The organism is Pseudomonas sp. ZL2 (genome assembly GCF_054788455.1).
On the sequence record NZ_JBGOGX010000010.1, the window covers coordinates 1 to 17,201 of the forward strand.

20 protein-coding genes are annotated in these 17,201 nt (G+C 60.3%); 2 read left to right on the forward strand and 18 right to left on the reverse strand.

The features are described from left to right. Nucleotides 1-50: 50 nt before the first annotated feature. On the reverse strand, nucleotides 51-272 hold the full coding sequence (locus ABM562_RS10315; protein WP_460421796.1) for a PAS domain S-box protein: 222 nt from the start codon (nucleotides 270-272) through the stop codon (nucleotides 51-53). Between the two features lie 190 nt (nucleotides 273-462). Here ABM562_RS10315 and ABM562_RS10320 point away from each other — a divergent pair, with 190 nt between their 5' ends. Beyond that, entirely contained in the window at nucleotides 463-678 is a 216-nt protein-coding gene (locus tag ABM562_RS10320; RefSeq protein WP_460421798.1) for a hypothetical protein, read from the forward strand. Between the two features lie 147 nt (nucleotides 679-825). Continuing rightward, entirely contained in the window at nucleotides 826-1,794 is a 969-nt protein-coding gene (locus ABM562_RS10325; RefSeq protein ID WP_460421800.1) for a fimbrial protein, read from the forward strand. Between the two features lie 68 nt (nucleotides 1,795-1,862). Here the strand turns inward: ABM562_RS10325 and ABM562_RS10330 are convergent, their stop codons facing one another. The 17 genes from ABM562_RS10330 to ABM562_RS10410 all read right to left on the reverse strand — a co-directional run bounded on the left by ABM562_RS10330 (nucleotide 1,863) and on the right by ABM562_RS10410 (nucleotide 17,198). Next, a complete protein-coding gene (locus tag ABM562_RS10330) occupies nucleotides 1,863-2,066 on the reverse strand; it encodes a hypothetical protein (RefSeq protein ID WP_460421802.1) in 204 nt (67 codons plus the stop codon). 48 nt (nucleotides 2,067-2,114) lie between these two features. Then, complete coding sequence (locus tag ABM562_RS10335) at nucleotides 2,115-2,321, reverse strand: hypothetical protein (protein WP_460421804.1); 207 nt, start codon at nucleotides 2,319-2,321, stop codon at nucleotides 2,115-2,117. A 13-nt stretch (nucleotides 2,322-2,334) separates the two neighbouring features. Then, entirely contained in the window at nucleotides 2,335-2,838 is a 504-nt protein-coding gene (locus tag ABM562_RS10340; RefSeq protein ID WP_460421806.1) for a DUF2514 family protein, read from the reverse strand. Further along, on the reverse strand, nucleotides 2,835-3,458 hold the full coding sequence (locus tag ABM562_RS10345) for a glycoside hydrolase family 19 protein (protein WP_460421808.1): 624 nt from the start codon (nucleotides 3,456-3,458) through the stop codon (nucleotides 2,835-2,837). The genes ABM562_RS10340 and ABM562_RS10345 overlap by 4 nt, the downstream gene beginning before the upstream one ends. Nucleotides 3,459-3,519: 61 nt before the next feature. Beyond that, nucleotides 3,520-4,116: a tail fiber assembly protein gene (locus tag ABM562_RS10350; RefSeq protein ID WP_460421810.1), complete on the reverse strand. Its 597-nt coding sequence runs from the start codon at nucleotides 4,114-4,116 to the stop codon at nucleotides 3,520-3,522. Next, a complete protein-coding gene (locus ABM562_RS10355) occupies nucleotides 4,106-4,654 on the reverse strand; it encodes a hypothetical protein (RefSeq protein ID WP_460421812.1) in 549 nt (182 codons plus the stop codon). Before ABM562_RS10355 ends, ABM562_RS10350 begins: the two co-directional genes overlap by 11 nt. Before the next feature lie 10 nt (nucleotides 4,655-4,664). After that, complete coding sequence (locus ABM562_RS10360; protein WP_460421814.1) at nucleotides 4,665-5,720, reverse strand: hypothetical protein; 1,056 nt, start codon at nucleotides 5,718-5,720, stop codon at nucleotides 4,665-4,667. Next, complete coding sequence (locus ABM562_RS10365; RefSeq protein WP_460421816.1) at nucleotides 5,720-9,472, reverse strand: TipJ family phage tail tip protein; 3,753 nt, start codon at nucleotides 9,470-9,472, stop codon at nucleotides 5,720-5,722. The genes ABM562_RS10360 and ABM562_RS10365 overlap by 1 nt, the downstream gene beginning before the upstream one ends. A 56-nt stretch (nucleotides 9,473-9,528) precedes the next feature. Beyond that, nucleotides 9,529-10,140, reverse strand: coding sequence for a tail assembly protein (locus ABM562_RS10370; RefSeq protein ID WP_460421818.1), 612 nt, complete (start codon nucleotides 10,138-10,140; stop codon nucleotides 9,529-9,531). 55 nt (nucleotides 10,141-10,195) lie between these two features. Beyond that, entirely contained in the window at nucleotides 10,196-10,624 is a 429-nt protein-coding gene (locus ABM562_RS10375) for a hypothetical protein (RefSeq protein WP_460421820.1), read from the reverse strand. A gap of 108 nt (nucleotides 10,625-10,732) precedes the next feature. Further along, nucleotides 10,733-10,975, reverse strand: coding sequence for a hypothetical protein (locus ABM562_RS10380; protein ID WP_460421822.1), 243 nt, complete (start codon nucleotides 10,973-10,975; stop codon nucleotides 10,733-10,735). 145 nt (nucleotides 10,976-11,120) lie between these two features. Continuing rightward, nucleotides 11,121-11,417: a hypothetical protein gene (locus ABM562_RS10385; RefSeq protein WP_460421824.1), complete on the reverse strand. Its 297-nt coding sequence runs from the start codon at nucleotides 11,415-11,417 to the stop codon at nucleotides 11,121-11,123. Nucleotides 11,418-12,146: 729 nt separating this feature from the next. Then, complete coding sequence (locus tag ABM562_RS10390; RefSeq protein ID WP_460421826.1) at nucleotides 12,147-12,404, reverse strand: hypothetical protein; 258 nt, start codon at nucleotides 12,402-12,404, stop codon at nucleotides 12,147-12,149. A gap of 23 nt (nucleotides 12,405-12,427) precedes the next feature. Beyond that, nucleotides 12,428-13,183, reverse strand: coding sequence for a C40 family peptidase (locus tag ABM562_RS10395; RefSeq protein WP_460421828.1), 756 nt, complete (start codon nucleotides 13,181-13,183; stop codon nucleotides 12,428-12,430). A gap of 2 nt (nucleotides 13,184-13,185) precedes the next feature. Next, nucleotides 13,186-13,938 (reverse strand): phage minor tail protein L, encoded by a 753-nt coding sequence (locus ABM562_RS10400; RefSeq protein ID WP_460421830.1) that lies wholly within the window; start codon nucleotides 13,936-13,938, stop codon nucleotides 13,186-13,188. 9 nt (nucleotides 13,939-13,947) lie between these two features. Continuing rightward, complete coding sequence (locus tag ABM562_RS10405; protein WP_460421831.1) at nucleotides 13,948-14,286, reverse strand: phage tail protein; 339 nt, start codon at nucleotides 14,284-14,286, stop codon at nucleotides 13,948-13,950. Beyond that, complete coding sequence (locus ABM562_RS10410; RefSeq protein WP_460421833.1) at nucleotides 14,286-17,198, reverse strand: phage tail tape measure protein; 2,913 nt, start codon at nucleotides 17,196-17,198, stop codon at nucleotides 14,286-14,288. The genes ABM562_RS10405 and ABM562_RS10410 overlap by 1 nt, the downstream gene beginning before the upstream one ends. Nucleotides 17,199-17,201: the final 3 nt, after the last annotated feature.

Sequence of the window (17,201 nt, forward strand, 5' to 3'; positions counted from 1 at the left end):
TGGGCGCCATAATAGCGCCCGACGAAGGTGTCCAAAATCATTAGGCCAGTTCAGAGAGGCCCCCAGTAGGCTTGGTGAAAGGTCTTGGACTCTAGGGTCATCAAACTCTGAATTGTCCTCCCCAGCAGCTCCTCACGACTGAAACCGACCCAGCGACAGAAAGTTAGATTGACCCTTTCGATTCTCCCGCTTGCTGCTGCTAGTAACAGGCCGCAATCGGCGTCGTCAAATAGGGTGTCGGGTCCCAGTGGTGACTCATTCTCCGAGGACATGCTCTTTCTTTCCCGGTCGTATAGTCGATGCCGAAGCGGTGTGAATCCTAAAAATTATAGACAACCTACAGGCACCGAGAGACCGAATCCCTCTCTTTGACTACCAAACGCCACTGCTCGTCGCCCCGTGATGGTCAGAATCGGCTAACCTCGCCAACTGTATATCCAAACAGTGCTGATAGGCCGCACTGTGATCGTCGAAGACGACAGCTTCGCGCTGGGCATGCCCACACCCATGGAGATGCTCGAGCAACGCGCTCTCCTGCTCCAGGGAGAAAACGAGCAGTTGCAGCACGATCTTTCCCTGGCGCGAAAGAACATTGAGAAACTGGTGGTGATCAACCAGGGCCAGGCCGAGCAGATCACTCAGCTGAATGACGAGATCGAACGGCTGATGTGGAGCTGAGAACTCCTCTCATAAGATCTCACACTTAAATCGCCGCTTGCCGCCACGAAGACAGCGCCTAATGGCCTGGCAGCACGACTAAGAATCGTCTGATATCAAATTACGTCACATCACATTAACCTGAACCTTTTTAAGAGCCAGCTCGCCATGAAACATGTAAATATTACAACCCTTATAATATTACTCGGAGTTACTGCGAACGCAACTGCATCTTGCAAATTCGTGTCAGCAACAGGTAAGCCCGAAACCGTGATAATAAAAATCAGCCCCACGCTATCATTCCCAAGGGACACCCCAAATGGCGCAACGCTTTACGAGTCACCAGCTCAAACAATTGCTAAAACTGACACATACGTGTGCACAACTCAAACAAGCTGGGGAGTAAAAGCAAGTACGGGATCATACCCTACAACAACCAAAACATTTCCGATAGGTGATACTGGTCTTGGCTGGGAGTGGATACTTGATGGAATAAGCAGACCAGGGGAAGCCGGCGCCATCAAACCCGGCACTTACTATGAATTCAAAAACGCCGCAAATTCATTTAGACTTGTAAAGATAGGAGAAATAAAAAGCAACGCAAAAGTCCCAGCAGGAATAATAGGAAATATGAAAATTGACAACCTCACTGTCATGTCGATGAATATTTCAAGCGAGGTCAAATTAGTATCTCAATCATGCGAAACCCCAGACATCAAAGTAGATATGGGGGAGCGTGATCTTGGGGATTTTTCCGAAAGCGGCTCTTCCTCAAAGCCAACCGCCTTCAGCATTCGACTTAATAACTGCCCAAGCGGAATAAATAAAGTCATGTACAGCTTGGCGCCAAATCCAACCACGCCGGCCTGGAATGCCAGCCTAGGGATCGTTGAACTGAATCAGAGCTCGACAGCGAAAGGCATTGCATTGCAAATATTGGATAGCAACCAAGCACCCTTGGCTCTGAATAAGAACCATGTGTTCAACGACTACTCATCTACCGGGGGTAACTTTTCTATTCCGCTGAGCGCAAGGTACTATCGAACTGCTCCAACAAGCAATGGCGGCAAGGATGATCCAGGGGTGACGCCTGGGGCAGCCAACACTGAAGTGACATTCGTCATGAGCTACCTATAACATTCGAATGCTGTATGTGGGGACAATCCGTTCCTTCCGGAGCCGCATCACAGCTAACCATGGCGAGCTCAAACAAGAGGATGTATCGGCCCGCCAAACATTCGTAGCTGATACTCCTGAGCCTCCGCGATGAGCGAAACCGCCCAAGGCCCAAGGCGCTCCACTTCCTCAGGTGAAGCGTGGCCTTTGGCCTCGTTATATCGGCGAAGCGCATCCAGTGCTTGATCCATCAACAGCTCCGCCATTGCGATCTCGCTGGTTGTATCGTTCATTTCCCGGGTCTCTGATAGCGCTCTGGCGACTGAACTATGGTGAGGATGTCAGTGGAGAGGGTGCGCAGGCCTGCCGAGAGCGCGGCGTTGATACTCATGAACCGCCTCGAACAGGGACTCTGCCTCTAACCGCAAGCGCTCCACTTCCTCCGATGACGCAAGGAAATCCCGAGCCTCGTGGTAACGGCGAAGCGCATCCATCGCCTGTTGCATCAGCGGCTCACCAGCGGCGATCTTCTCTTCCAAGTCCTTCATGCCCTGCTCCCTGCTATTTGATCAGGGCAGTATAGGCCTGCTCACAGGTCAGTCCTCTACCTCGGCTTTGATCAGCATCTGCCGCCAAGTCTCCCGCTCTTTCATCAGCGCGCTTGAGCACGTCGGCAAGCACCAGGGCGACACGGGAAGCTGCTGCGCTTGCGGCGGCAGTGCAGGAATGGCTGCCGGCCGAACTTGCGGCGCGGCTGGCGGTTCGATCTGCTTCGTCCCGCAGGCTGAGATCAGCGCGAGCATCGGCAGCATCAGCCACCGCCCGGTCAATGATTTTCTGTCCATCCTGAATCGCCTTGTTGATCGATTGCTGCCGAGCTTGCTCCATTTCGCGTGCGGCCACTTCGGCCAAGGCCCAGGCCTGCTGATCACCGGCGTCACGATCAGACCAGCGCGCCTGCCACTCTGCATCCATGGTCGAGCGGCCATGTTGGTAGGTGCCCCAGAACGCTGCGAGCACCAGGGCAAGCGACACGGCCGCGCCGATCGTGCGCGCGCTGATCACGCCAGCACCTTCAGCGCGCGGTCATACAATGCCTTTCGCTCAGCGGCGCCGTGCGGCACCCGGCCGGGCTTGCCGGTGTTAATCACGCTGCCGATATCCTGAAAGCGCCCAGCGTCGGCCAGTTCGTTCAGGCCGTGGGTCGACCACCACCAGGCGGCGGACATGGCGGCGTGCTCGGGCTGCTCGAGCAGCTCGGGCTTCTCTTCTAGCGGCAGGACCAGGCCGGCACCGGCGGCGGCATAGTTCGCTCGGCCAGTGAGCTGGATCAGACCTCGCCCACGGTACCGCCAGCCGTCACCCGGGCGAGTGTTGCCCATGCGCCCGCTGTACACGAGGTTGGCGATCTTCTCCGGCTGCCGCGCGCAGGCGGCTGCCGTCACTGCGGTGAACCGGCTGGGCCAGGTACGCACCAGCGCCTCGGCGCCGTAGTTCAAATTCTCCACCAGGTTGCGCAGTTGGCCCGACTCATGCCCGACCTGGGCCAGGAACGCGGCCACGCGCACCGGGCTGTCGATCTTGTAGCGGGCCATGGCCCGGTTCAGTGCAGGCAAAAAAATGCCCGCGACTGGGCGGGCGCTCGGGAGGATCTGCAGCAACTGCTGCTCGGTCAAAGGGGGCATGGGCTTCTCCAGGCAAAAATAAACCCGCTCGCTGGCGGGTGTCGGTGTGCAGTGGCGGCAGTCAGGCTGGTGTCACCGGCCAATCAATGGTCGCCGGGTAGCCGGCCTGGTCCGGCAGGCGGATCAGCGCAACGCGGTATTTCTTCCAGGCCTTGAGCGCGGCCACCTCTGCCTCGGTGGCGTCTTCGATGTCGACGGCGTCCTGCAGTGGATCAATGGCGGCGTCGGCAGTGGCGCGCCGGGCAGCGGTCTCAGCGACCACGGTAGCCAGGTGCTGCTCGGCGGCCGTCTGTGCCTTCATCTCGGCGGTGACCATCTGACTCCAGTCGATCACGCCGGGCGTTGTGCTGGCTGGCGCGCTGGCCATTCCAGTGGGCAGGCGCACTACACCGTCTTGTGGATTGACGATATCCGCAGGGAATCTCGCCGCTTCGCTGGCATCTGGGCCGTGCGGCATTCGAAGCATCACTACCACGCTACCGTTGACGCGCTCGACGTCACCGATGATCCACTCACTGCTGATCGCTGCAGCTGGCAGTGAGGCACCGTCGGCGAGCCGCGAGAAATCCAGCACGATACCGTTGAGGGTCAGGGCTTCGTCTTGCTTCGAGACGAACAGCTCGGCATCAGCCCGAACCGGTGAAAGCTTAATTAGCATTGAACCACCTCCCGATGGCAATCAAGTGGCACGCGTAGATGATCTGGGTGTTCGTCGCCGTGGTGTTCTTGATGTAGAAGCGCCAGCCGTCAATCGACCCGCCATTCATGGGCGAGTCATCAATGAGCGAAATCCCCGTTCGCGCGCCGCCGCCATCCGACACGTAACCGCTGAATGACTTCGCGGGAACATCAACGAATGGCGCGGGGAATGGATAGAGGGACGAGCCCCCCATCGCACCTGGAGCAATGACGAAACCGGGGATGTTGAAGTTCCGCTTGATGCAGATCTGCATGCCGCAGGCGTACTTGAAGTACTCGCCATTGGCATTGCTGCCGACTTCCATCAATGCGCCAGACGGCACGCCGCCGGCCTGCGAAACGGTGCCGACGATGGCTGCAAATGCTGCGGACTTCAGGTTGCCCGTCACGCCATACAGTTCGTCGAAGTTAGCCTGGGCCTTGCCGAATGCACTTCGCGGCGTATCACCGCCCACGCCCGTCGGGGGCGTGCCCAGATTGATTGTTTGTTTTGCCATTACTGTCTCTTTAAATTGGGCGCATAGGGCGCGCGGCAAACAAGGTGCGGCCGTTAGCGGTGAGCGGGTTGATTCCCGAGCCGTTGCTCGCGTACATCTGCAGCATCCCGCGGTTACCAGGCCAGAAGCCGCCGAAGTTCGCCCTTATCGGTTGCGCGGTTTGGGCGATGTTCGTGCAGGAGAACAACGCATTCGCCAAGACATAGTCGTCGTAGCTCCCCGTCCAGGGCATCTGCTGGCTTGGCGAGTAGCTGCCAGAACCGGAGATCGGCGGGCCGGCCTGCACGAACGAGCTGGTTGCAGGTTGACTGTTCAGGGAGGTGAGGTTTGCTGAGGTCACGAAGAGCCGAATACCGTTCGCGTCCCTCACGGAGATGCCGTAATCCCCAGCAGGCGAGCTGTCGACCATGTAGCTCGAGCAGAACCACTTGATCGTCATGAACTGGAGCCAGGCGTCTCCGTGAATCGGGTTCATCCAGGCCTTCAACCTGAAGCCGGTCCAGTTGCCCGGGCTGCCTTTGACCGAGAAGTTGCCGACCATCATGTAGTCGACAGCATTCAAGAAGATCAGCGGCCTTTCGTAGGTGGTAAAAGCAGCAGGGAAGTTGATGTCCGCCCACTGAATCACCTGCGCCTGCTGGCCCGGCGACCACTGCTGGCCGAACTGGAAGCTACCGCTGAAGCGAACGGTCAATGCCCGGTTCACAGCGTCGATCTGCGTTCGGATGGCGTTGTTTGTCGTCCGGATGCCATATGACCCGGGAGCGGCGAAAGGCTCGCCCCCCTGGGAAAGAATCATCACCTGCCAGGTATTGGTGAGCGGCTGCCTCAGCTGCAAGGTGCCCGTCGAATACCAGGCGGCAGGGGAATAGGTGAACTCCCCCTGATCCGCGAGAGTGTCCACGACGACAAACGACTGCGCTTGAATCTCCGGAATCGATATGTACTGATCGAAGCTGCCGTCGCCGGTTACCGTCATCATCTTCAGCGACCGAATCGGCGTGATCGATGTGTCGAGCGTAACGACGGCGGCTGCATCCTTGGTCCTCAAGCCGTAGAAATCCATCAGGCCAGCCTCCCCACAGCTACGCGCTCGACGTTGTTTACGTCGTAGACATACAGGCCGCCGTTGTTCAGCAATGTCGAGCCGTTGGCGTCCTGACCGCGCAGCACGAAAGTGCCGGCAGCGAAGTTGATCTCCAATAGCGGCAGCCCCTGCGAGTTCACTGCAGCCGAACGGATGCTCATGCCGGCGACGATCTCCTTGATGAACGCCGTGTTGATGATCGCCTGGTTGATGAACACCTGGCCGTTCTGTACAACGAAGGGCAGCATCATCTGACCGCTCGCCTCGTCGACGATGGCGAAGCGCTGAGCAAACGCCAGGATCTCGGAGGTTTCGCCGTCACTGCCCAGGGCAAGCCCGGCCATCACGGTCTTTCCGTTCAGCGTGGTCTGCGCCTTGATTGTGGTTTGCGCCGACACGCGGCCGTCGATATCAACCACTGCCTCGCTCACCTGCTGGACCAGTGCACTGGTTTCACCCTGCTGCACCTGGACTGCATCTATACGCCGGCCGGTGGCCACGCCATCCTCGATCCGGGCGGATTGCTCCGACCAGACACCAACAAAGGCCTGCTGTGACCCGGCAAAGCCTTCTTCGGTACCGGCCAGGTCAGGGTTGACCTGGGCATAGACACCGTCCACTTTCTCGGCGGCCACATTGACCTTGTCGTCGATGGTCTCGACCGTGCTCTTGAGTGAACTGAGGCCCGATGCAGTTGCCGTCAACCCAGTTGCAGGGTCTGCAACCTCTGTAACAACCGCAGTCAAGCTCTCGGTGTTGGCGGTCACCCGCTCGTCGATCGTCTGCACCGTGCTGGTCAGAGAATTCAGGCCTGAAGCCGACGCAGCTAACCCCGACTCAGGGTCCTCAATCGCGGTTTTGACTGCGGCCACCCGCTCCGCCACAGCAGTGATCTCATCGTCATGGATGGCGATTTTCGCTCTGTTGCGCTCAACCTGCGCTGCGGTGACTCCGGCTTCCTGTACCACCTGGCCGACATCAATCCAGTAGGCCGCATTCGGTGGGGCATTCTCCCCACCAGGCGCAGCCGGCACATCAACCTTGGCCTGATACAGGCGCTGCCCCTGCCTGACGCTATCGCCGGCCAGGTAGGCGTCTTCAGGGTTGTACTCGAGCGCGTCGACGATGCTGTCGATCTCTTCCCGCAGCTGATCAAAGCGCTCGTTGATCGACCCCGGACCATCGCCCGAGATCTTCTCGATCTCCTCACGCAGCTCCGGATACAGCGCGCCATTGCCGATCTTGTCCTTGAAGTACTCCTCATACGCACTCTGGTCGGTGCTGGATTGGCCGTTGACGCCAACGCCTTCCGGATACCACGGGCCGATGTTGCCGGTACGATCGATCAGCCGCGCCCAGAAGAAGAACGACACGCCGGCGGCCAAGCCGTGCATCTCGTGCTCAGCCTGCGGATAGGCGAAGTCGCCCAGCTTGGTCGCATCGTCCCGCGAGGTAGTGGCGCTGTACCAGATCTCCGTCCGCTGGGTGTCCTCGGCGCCAGCAGGGAAGCCCCAGGCCAGCTTGATGCCGTAGACCAGTGGCGTGGTGTTCAGGAACGACACCGCCGGCGGCAGGCCGGCCTTACCGGACAGTTGCGTGAGGCTCGAGCTCTTCCAGGTCGACGAGATATCGAATGCACTCACCGCGCGCACCCGGGCCAGGTAAGCGCCGGCGTAGATGCCAGTCACGTCGACCGAGGTCCCGCCTGTGCGCTGCAGCTTGATCCAGTTGCCGTTGTCCTTGCGCCACTCCACGTCATAGGCCACGGCACCGTTAACGGACGGCCAGGCGATGGTCATGGTGCTGACTGCGAGGCCTTGCTCCACGGCATAGCTCGAGGTCAGGGTTACGCTTGCCGGTGGCGGAACGACGGTGATCGGGATCACGCTGATCGGCCGCTCTTCCAGGCGGGCGCCGGTGTCGATGTGTGCGAATTTACTTGGGTCGTACTGCACCGCGCTGATCTCGAAAACGCCAGGCTCTGGGCGGGTCACGCTGGTCACGCGGTACAGCGGCACGGCCAGGTCGTCAGCGTCGAGCGCCCATACCAATTCGGGCTCGGGCGCCACCGAGTAGGCGGTGGTGACGGTTACGGCCCGGCCGCTCACCGATTGAACGGTGCGCGCCTGGCAGGTGCCATCCGGCAGGTTGAGGATCAAGCGGTCACCGGCCTTGGCCTGGGTGTCACGGTCCAAGCCGATGGTGCGGCCGGACACAGCAGCGATACGCCCACCAATTGGCCGGCCCGCCAGCAGCTCGTCCGCGACCGGGATCACATAGCCCGGCAGAGGGATGCGCCCATCGAGCCCGACCTTGAAGGTGATGCCACGATCCCGCGAGTTCGTCAGCAGCGCCCACTTACCGCGGCGCTGGGCCTCCGATTCGCGAGTGCAGCCGATCGCGCTGATCTCCAGCACATTGTCGCCGTAGCGGCGCTGCAGCTTCTGGTCGGTCACCGAGGTGACATCGGTGTCGTAGCTGTTCGCCGGGTTGTCGTAGCTGATCAGGGCGCGGCTGTAGCGTGTGCGCTCCGAGGCGCTCGAGTAGGTGAACTTGCCGTCGATAACGTTCGCCCGGGTGTAGGCGAAGTCGAAGTCGGTGTCGCGCGGCATGTCGGCCAGGCTGTATACCTGCCCCTGCGCCCAGTAGGTCATACCGCGGTAGATCGCCGAAATGTCGCGCAGAAGGCTCCAGGCGTCGGCTTTGCTCTGCAGGTTCAGGTTGCAGATGAAGCGGGGCTCCTGGCCGCCCTTCCCGTTCGGCACCATCTGGTCGCAGTACTGGGCGATCCGGTAGAGCTCCCACTTGTCGACCTGCCAGGGCTTGATGCGACGACCCAGGCCAAAGCGGTCGTTCACTGTGATGCCGTAGGTGTGCCAGGCCGGGTTGTCGGTCCAGGCCTCTTTGAAGGTGCCGTCCCAGACCCCGGTGTAAGCCCTGGTGCGCGGGTCGTAGTTGCTGGGTACCTGAAATTTGCGGGCGTCACAGTCCACGGTGACCGCCGGAATGTTGCGGAACTGCTCGGCCGAGAACTCGATGTACAGCAGCGCGGTGTTCGGGTAGCGGACCTTGGCGTCGATCACCTCAGTGCGCCCGACGATCTGCATCGTGTCGGCGATCTTGTTGTTGTTCTGGTTGGGCGTCAGGCGGCGGACGCGCAGCAGCCAGCCACTGGTGGCCTTTGGCAGGTCGATGCGACGGGTGCGCTCGTAGGTGCTGGTGGTCTTGCCGTCGACAGCCTCCAGCAGCACCTGCTGATAGGCGCCGCCGTCGGTGGCCAGGTCCACGGCATACTCGATCCGGTAGCCGTTGACGTTGCCGCCTTCGTCAATCGACTGGAGCATTGGCCAAGCAAAGCGCAGGCGGATCGCAGACAGGTCCAATCTGTCGATAGCGCGGATGTAGGCGTTGTCGCTGCGCAACTCGACGCTTTCGCTGATCTCGTTCTCGATGGACGGGATGCCTGGAATATGGCCCTGCTCCACCGAGCCGGTGCGCCATTCCCACTTCACGTTCGGGAAGTTCAGGTTGCCGGTCGGATCGGCCAGCGGCGTGCTGTCCAGGTAGATGTCGCGGGCGGTTGGCGTGCCCTCGAACTCACCCTCGCCCACGGCGATCAGCATTTTTGCCACGGCGACCGAGCGCAGGCTGTCCGGCGCCTCTGTAGGCTGCTTCGGCTTATCCGATCCGCCCTTGGCGCCGACGATATCCAGTTTCTGTGCTGCGCCCATGCTTTCCTCCAGGCGTAAAAAAACCGCCAGGCGGCGGTCGGTGTTCTGTGTGCGGGTTACATCTGGTCTTCGGCATAGATCGCGGCGCTGATGATCGCGCCGCCCCACCGCCGGCGCCCAAGGCAGAGCGGTACGGGGTTGCCGCTGGCCGTGGTGTTCTTGGCGCTGCCGAAGGCATAGCCCGGGGTGTTCTCAGGGGCAGCGCTGGTCTTCAGGCCTTTGGCTTGCGGGCTGAGCAGCTGCACAACACCGCCAATGGCCAACGCAACACCTACTTGCATCATTGGTGTGCCAACCCAAGCAAGCGCGCCGCCCGAGAAAAAGTTGATTGCTGCACCAGCAACTACAAGGACTGCCCCAATAATGGTCTGCATAGCACCGCCACGCTTGCTACCGACAACAATCGGGGCAATACGGATTTCACCCGTGCCGGCATACCCGAGTTCGCTTTCACCAATGGCCATCTTCCCCCTGAATACAGCGAACTCAAGCCCACGTGACTTCGCATTCGAAAGGAAACGCTCAAAGCCCGGAATTTGCACGCAGAGCGCTTTGATAGCCTCTGCTGGGGTGTGCACGGCCAGCCTATAAGTTTTCCCAAACTGCTTAAGGATTCCGTACAAGCGGATCGTGGTGAGGGGCTGGTATTCAATTGCGAGTGCTGCCATACGAATCTCCAGGCAATAAAAAGCCGCCCGGAGGCGGCTGCGATGTCAATTCAAATCAGAGAGAGCTTGGCCGGATGTCCAGGCCGCCCTGCGAATCGCCCCCAATGCGGAAGCGTTTTACTTGTCCTTCTTTCAAACTGGCCGACTGCTCCTTCAGCATGTCCGTCCAGCTGCACATTCCGCCACCCTGCTTATCGATACCCAGACCAACCAGGTGGTCACCAGCTGGCAGATAGAATCGAGCCACCTCACCAGTGTCTATACGCGCTGCAACCTTTCCATCGATGTGCACGGCTACAAAGCAGCCGCCGCCCATCCACCCTGTATCCCTGGTCACAATCACTGTGCCATAAGCCTCTTTCGGCTTGGTGGTGAAGGAAACAAGCCGATCAGCAGGAACTGGCGTGGCTTGCTCCGGCGACACTGGAGAAGTTGAACACCCCGCCAGCAGCGCCACCGCCACCGCCCCAATCAGAATTCGCATGTGATCCCTCCCTTGAAATGGATGACTTTAGCGCGGACCCGGCCGGGCAGCCAAATGCAAAAAGCCCAGCGCTGGGCTGGGCTTCAGGATTGGATTGTCGCTCTGGCGTCAGAAATCAGCAGTGATTTCCAGGGTCGCGCATTTACGCCCTTCGCCGGCTGCTGTTGCAGCAATCTCGGGCCGATTGCTCTTATCCCGGGTCAACTCGACCTCCACTACCGAGACATCATCAATGACAAAAGGCCGAACCACGTAGCCTGGCACAACCACATCGGGATCTTCGCAGGTAACGTAAACCGTCAGGTCTTGGTCAAGCTTATGGAGCTTTTCGATGAGGTCTTTTACTTTCACAGGGCGTCCTTTTCTGTTGGCGGTATCGAACCAGCAATCTACCACAGCAAGGTTACGGCCGGCGCCAAATGCAAAAAGCCCAGCTCGGGGCTGGGCCTCGTTAAACACCAAGTGAGAGCTCTGCGCTATGCACCCATACGCGCACTCAGAGGCACCCTCGTATTGCTTCAGCTCTCCGGTCGCGCCGCGACTCGAAGATATTAGACATGAAGTAAACCTTGATCTCAGAACCAGTGGCAGTAGGAATGAAATCAGCAAACTCAGGTTGGCCAGAACTCACCACAGTTTTGCCGCCACCCTGACGCGGCTGAAGGGAGACCTCATGAATCGCCCCGCCCCACTTCTGACCCTGCCAAGCAAACAGCGTACATTCAGCAACCGTGGTTGCGTCCTTTTGGCTTGTGAAGCTACGTGCAGGCCCTTCTGCACGCTTTTCATCCATCGTCGAGCACCCGGTCAAAACTAGCGCGCCCAACACTCCTATCAAAAGTCGCATGTGATCCCTCCCTCGAAATGGGTGACTGTAGCGCGGACCTGGCCGGGCAGCCAAATGCAAAAAGCCCAGCGCGGGGCTGGGCTCTTTGAATTACTTTTTCGGATCTCGCGACCTACGGTGTTCCAACATCTTGTCGGCTACCTCTGCTGCTTCGTTAAGAGCCGACGTCAGCATCTGCGGTATGGCGTTTCCCAGAGAGCCAGGGGACGCCACAGCATTGAGCGCTGCAACATAGTACCGATCCCAGGCTTCCAGTTCTGCGGTGGTTTGCGGCTTCTTCGACATCTTGCCCACTTCCTCTAAGCAAAGAGATGACGCTACCACGAGCGATTCCAGGGCATCAAGCTGGCGGGTTGGCCCTGCCTGGCCACCCATCCAGCATGGATGGAAAGCCAGTGGCTGAGCGAAACATTACCGTAGTAGCGTTTAGCCTCATCAAACCGTTACTCGAAGGAGCGAAAATGACAAGTAACAATGTCGTAAAGGTTGAAAAGGATCTGCCTGAGGATCCCGATAATAAGGGCTGGGTTCTCGGCTGGGGAGTCGTTCGGAGTGCTCCTTGGCACTTCGTAGGTGTTTACTCCAACAAATCGGTAGCCCAGGCAGAAGTGGATCTTCTGGGCGAGTCGTATGCCACAAGATACGGGTCCCATCGCCTAGGCTCCGACGACTTTATTAGCGGAGAGACGACGTACCACTCCAATCCGGCTCAAAAGTAACTTGGCCAACCCCCGAGACCAGCTTGGCCGTGAGGCCAAGCTTCCCTGAGTAGCTCTTGCGGTAGCCTTGAGGGCTCTGGCACTTTCCTGAAAACCTCAGGCGGTCAACTTCGGTTTCACCATCCATGATCGAAATCTCTGCCTCCGCGCCGGCCAGAACGCCGTTGTTCATGGTAAACAGATCACGGATGGTTAGAATGTAATTCTGTTTCATGTTTCTCCTGCGGCCTAGCCGCTTCACTTCGCGTCCCGATGACGCAACACAAAGCGTGTCCGGGCAAGCCAAGGCCCGCCGAACACGATGATTTCTGATGGCCTGCCGTACAGGTGGTGCAGCAGGAATGGCCCTTGGCCGAACACCTGGACCTGCTCGTCGGGCAGCTGCGGATCTGCGCCCAGGTAGATGCCGGCATGGTTCGGGTGCGCCGTGCGCCCCACCTCCATGACGATCATGTCGCCACGCTGCGGCCGGTCGACCTGGTAGAAGCCTGCCGCCTCATAGGCCTGCTCGTACAGGCTGGGCCCGGCGGCCTGTTCCCACCAACCGTCCTCTCGGGCGTAGGCTGGGAACTCCAGCCCCCACTCCCGTTGATACCAGTCCGCGCAGGCCTGCCAACAGTCCCAGGCGCCGTGCACGAATGGCCGGCCCAGCAGCGGCGTGCTTCCGCTTGGGGTGATGGTGCGCAGGTCCCCTTCAGGCCAGGACAGAATGTGCCAGGGCAACGCCATGGCCTCGCACATGGCCAGGTCGCGCGGTGACGGCCTGCTGGTAGCGTCAGGGTGCGAGTGCACGATTCCGATCACCTCGCCCTGGTCTTCCACTGCAGCGTATTCCTCGGGCGCGATCCGGAACTCTTCGCCCGGGTCGCTCGCGGTGTTTGTGCATGGCACGTAGATCTGCTTGCGGCCGATGGCCAGGATCAGCCCGCAACACTCGCTCGGATATTCCGCCGCGGCGTGCGCTCGCACGGCGGCCAGGATGTGTTTGCGCATGGTCAGCTCCGTGCGATTAGGGATACGGCCGGGAAGCCGCCGAAGGAAAGCTCGTTGGTTTCGCCGAAGCGCAACTTGCAGGAGCTGAGGCAGCCCTTGCACTGATCCTTCGATGGGTCGTCCGTGGGAATGTCCTCGTCGTCGAACATCGCGGCGCCGGTGTAGTTGCAGTCAGGGCCCCGATAACCGTTGGTCATGGCCCAGTGACAGAAAGTGGTCATCTGCCGGCCCGGCAGACCGAAGCCGTCGATCTCGCCCGGGGAAGAAAGCTCCCATACGACCATCTCACCGTCTTCGCCGGTCTTCTGGTCGATGTACCAGATCTCGAGTGCCTCCTGGGTCGGGTCCGCTCCAGGGTTACCGTCTGGGAAGTTCTCGGCATCCAGGTACTGGGCCAGGGTCTCGCGCACGGTCAGTTGAAACTTCAGCAGGTCGTCGAACGCCAGGCACAAGGCTGTGATGCGGCCATTGACGTTGCCGGCTGACAGCGTTGGCCGCGCTACCGAGCCATTGCTGTCCGCCCCAATGCCGTCGATCTGCACTGGCCAGGCCGCATACTCGTTGCCCTGCCAGAAGATCGACTTGGCAGGTAGCTGATCGGCATCAGGCCCAGCTGCAGCCAGTTCTTCCGGCGAGTGTGGAATGGCGTGACCGTGGAATCGAAGCACATCGGCGCCGTATTCGGAGCCGTCGATCTCGAAGAGGATGACCTCGTTGCCAGGCTCCAGCTTCTGGATATCTCTGATCAGGGGCATGGATTGACCTTAAGGATGGAATGTCTGCGTGAATGTTGCGGCCAGGGCGTAGATCAGCCCGCCGCGGTTGCTGAGCTGGTAGCCAGCGCATTTGTACAGGCCGAGTTCTCCAAGCGGAGGCGTCCACAGAAAGGCCTTCGCGCCCTGGTGCCGATCAAGGAAGGCCTTTACGGCCTTCACCAGCTCCTTGGTACCGATGTACGTGATGGGCCAGGACTGCGAACGGTTGTTCAGGCTTTCGCCTACTGACTGTTCGTATCCATCCGCAAAGCGCTTGGTTCGAACCGCAAAGGTGAACTCGCCCTGCTCGCCAGACTGCAGCCGCCAGGTGAATGTCTCGATAGCCATCAGCGCCCCTTCAATGCCGTGTTGATACGGCCGCCCTGCCTGAGATCCTTGGCCATCATCTGGTTGTACTTCTGCTCAACAAACGTCGCGAGCTCGCTGCCGAACTGCTCGTATCCAGCGGTGTCGGTCGACGAGGCGGCATTTCCCTCACCATCAATGCTCACCGACACATGGATCACCGTACCGCCGCCCGCTCCAGCTGCCGCAGCGGATACCGGCCCGGCCCCCAGCGGCGTGATCGTGCCGCCCTCGGATCCCATCATCAGGTAGGTCTTCCCTCCCTGGTTCAGTAGCTCCGGGCCCAGTTCGTTGACTTGGTAGAGCGAGTTCGCCGCTACCGGTCCGCCGGCGGCACGTTGACCAGAGACGAAGTTGTCCATGATCTCCGGGCTATAGCCGGCCTGAGTGGAGCCCGCCGAGGTCGGTGCGCTGCCGCCACTGAACCAGGCGCCCAACGCGCTGCCGGCGATGCTCGACAGCAACCCTGAGGCAGCCTGCCGGGTGGCAATCCGCGCCATGTCCGCCAGGATCGATTTGGTGAAGTCGGCGAACGAGAACTTGCCGGATATGGCGAAGTTCGCGACTGCGTCTTCCATCGAGCTGAAGGTGTTGGTGAACAGGCTCTTGGTCTGGCCAGCGACATCTCGGGCCGACTCAAGGTAGTTCTGGAAGGCCGACGAAGCGCCGGCGCTCCAGCTGCCCTGGGCAGCGGTCATGTCGTTGTAGTTGGCGATCGCAGTTTCCTGCAGGTCGCGCTGGGTTCTGTCGAGCGCGGCCAGCTTCTGGTTGTACTCGTCGAGGCTCATGCCGCGGGAGCCGTCGCCATACTGGTTGGCCAGGTCCAGCTTCTGCTGGTTGATCCGGTCGGTGATGCCGTTTTGCTGGTCCTGCAGTCCACGCTGCCGGTCACCCAGGCCGAGACCTTCGGCAGATCGCTGCCCCTGCAAGCGCAGCGCCTTCACCTGCTGCTCCAGTGCGCTGCTGTATGTCTGCACCGCCTGGGCCTGCTTGCGCAGCCGCCCCTCCTCGTTCGTTGCCAGCACGGCCAGCTCCGAATCAGCGTCCTTCTGCGCCTTGACCATGTTGGCCCGGGCATCGGCGATCTTCTGGTCCAACTGGACCCGCTGGGCGGCGGAGGTGTCGGCCTTGCCCTTGGCAGCTTCGAGCGCCGCGATCTCCGCCTGGTAGGCGTTGGTCACCTCGTCCTTCTGCTGCTCGATGATGGCTGCGCGCTGGGCCGCGTAGGACTCCTGGGAGATGATGCCGGCCTTCTGGGCTGCATCCAGCTCCTTCTCGGCATTTTTGTAGTCAGCGAGAATCGCCGCGAGCGAGTTCTTGGAGTCATTGAAACCCGCAAGGTTTACCGCTGTGATGCGGCCCGCCGGGTCCTTGTTCTTGTCCTTGATGTTCTGGATGGTCTTGGCCACCACATCAGCCTGCACCAACGGGTCGTTCGGGTTGGCCTTCCTCAGCGCCTCGACATCCCGCCGGTACTCTTTGATCAGCTTGTTGCGTTTCTCTTCATTGGTGAGATTCGTATCGCTGATTTGTTTGAGGCGTGCAGCCGCATCGATCCCATCGCGCTCTACCCGCACCCGATCTGCAACGAACTTGGTCCGATACCGCTCGGCCTCGATCTGCATCTCGAGGAAAGCAAGCTGCTTCTGGTCATTCTCGGTGTCCCTGGTCTCGATACCCATGGCAGCGGCGCGCCCGCCACGCCCCTGGTTAGTCTGCAGCCGCTGGCGAATCACCTCCGCCTGCTGCTCCAAGGTCTGAGCCCGACCGACACTCAGCGTGGCGTCGAGCGCCTCAGCGGCTGCACTCTTGATCCCTTTCCAGGCACTTTCGATCAAGCCGAGGTTTTCCGTGACCTCGCCAGTCCTGGTTCTGATGGTGTCGGCGTAGGTATCGGTCAGCAGCTTAGCCGCGCCGATGGTGTCGCCCTGCTCCTTCAGGGCCACGATCTGCGAATAGACCGATGCCGTCAGGAAGTTGTACTGGTCGTTCAGCTCCTTGGCGGCAGCGACCGGGTCTTTGGCGATCTTGGCGAACTCGGCAACAGTCGCATCAATGGAACGGTCTGCGGCCTTTTCCATGTTCAATGCGGCTTCAGAGATCGTTTCGAAGCTGCCACTGGCGATCTTGCCGTTACCGGCGAGCTTGGCCAGCACTTCAGCTGCTGCACCAGTTGTGCCGACGGTGGCACTAACCTGCTGAGCCATAGCTGCCAACTGCCCGGCGCTGGTGCCCGCAGCGTTTCCGGTGAAGATGATCGCCTTGTTGTACTCGTCGGCCTCCTGGCTGCCCTTGTAGTAGGCCAAGGCCAGCGCACCGGCTGCAGCTGCAGCCACGGTGAACGGGTTGACCAGGCCAAGCACATAGCCGCCCAGGGCCTTCGCCGCCGGCGCGATACCGCCGAACATATCCTTGAGCTGGCCGCCCTGCTGCAGCAGCACAGTCAGCGGTGCCTGGCCGCCCTGCAGAGAAACGAAGATGTCAGTGAACTGCGCTGGCACCCCACGGAGCGCTGCGGCGTTCTGCTTGGCGGTGTTTCCCGTTCGAGTCAGCGAGTCATCGAAGCGGGTCAGCGCCTCTCGGGACTGATGAATCTTGCCCTGGTATTCGCTGAAGATCTCGGGGTCGAGGAACTTCTTCTGCTTGGCAAGGCGACTTTCCAGCTCGTCCAAGCGACCCAGCGCTTTAACTGTCGGGTCGATCTCGCCGAGTAGTTGGCCAAGGTCATCAGCCTGCCCTCGAAGGGCCTGGCCAGCCTTCTTCGCACTCTGCTCGACACCGGCAGCAGCCTTCTCGGCGCGACCACCAGCCTCAACCAGTTTGTCCAGGTCCGTCGCGGCGTGCGCGGCATCGCCGGAATCAACCCGGATGCCCAGTTCGGCAATGGTGGTCATGCT

Coding starts and splice junctions, on each gene's coding strand:
- ABM562_RS10350 (WP_460421810.1), bottom strand. CDS start 4,116: ATGCTAATTAAGCTTTCACCGGTTCGGGCTGATGCCGAGCTGTTCGTC.
- ABM562_RS10360 (WP_460421814.1), bottom strand. CDS start 5,720: ATGGATTTCTACGGCTTGAGGACCAAGGATGCAGCCGCCGTCGTTACG.
- ABM562_RS10385 (WP_460421824.1), bottom strand. CDS start 11,417: ATGGATGAAAAGCGTGCAGAAGGGCCTGCACGTAGCTTCACAAGCCAA.
- ABM562_RS10330 (WP_460421802.1), bottom strand. CDS start 2,066: ATGAACGATACAACCAGCGAGATCGCAATGGCGGAGCTGTTGATGGAT.
- ABM562_RS10390 (WP_460421826.1), bottom strand. CDS start 12,404: ATGAAACAGAATTACATTCTAACCATCCGTGATCTGTTTACCATGAAC.
- ABM562_RS10365 (WP_460421816.1), bottom strand. CDS start 9,472: ATGGGCGCAGCACAGAAACTGGATATCGTCGGCGCCAAGGGCGGATCG.
- ABM562_RS10400 (WP_460421830.1), bottom strand. CDS start 13,938: ATGCCCCTGATCAGAGATATCCAGAAGCTGGAGCCTGGCAACGAGGTC.
- ABM562_RS10345 (WP_460421808.1), bottom strand. CDS start 3,458: ATGCCCCCTTTGACCGAGCAGCAGTTGCTGCAGATCCTCCCGAGCGCC.
- ABM562_RS10325 (WP_460421800.1), top strand. CDS start 826: ATGAAACATGTAAATATTACAACCCTTATAATATTACTCGGAGTTACT.
- ABM562_RS10315 (WP_460421796.1), bottom strand. CDS start 272: ATGTCCTCGGAGAATGAGTCACCACTGGGACCCGACACCCTATTTGAC.
- ABM562_RS10405 (WP_460421831.1), bottom strand. CDS start 14,286: ATGGCTATCGAGACATTCACCTGGCGGCTGCAGTCTGGCGAGCAGGGC.
- ABM562_RS10370 (WP_460421818.1), bottom strand. CDS start 10,140: ATGGCAGCACTCGCAATTGAATACCAGCCCCTCACCACGATCCGCTTG.
- ABM562_RS10335 (WP_460421804.1), bottom strand. CDS start 2,321: ATGAAGGACTTGGAAGAGAAGATCGCCGCTGGTGAGCCGCTGATGCAA.
- ABM562_RS10355 (WP_460421812.1), bottom strand. CDS start 4,654: ATGGCAAAACAAACAATCAATCTGGGCACGCCCCCGACGGGCGTGGGC.
- ABM562_RS10395 (WP_460421828.1), bottom strand. CDS start 13,183: ATGCGCAAACACATCCTGGCCGCCGTGCGAGCGCACGCCGCGGCGGAA.
- ABM562_RS10410 (WP_460421833.1), bottom strand. CDS start 17,198: ATGACCACCATTGCCGAACTGGGCATCCGGGTTGATTCCGGCGATGCC.
- ABM562_RS10375 (WP_460421820.1), bottom strand. CDS start 10,624: ATGCGAATTCTGATTGGGGCGGTGGCGGTGGCGCTGCTGGCGGGGTGT.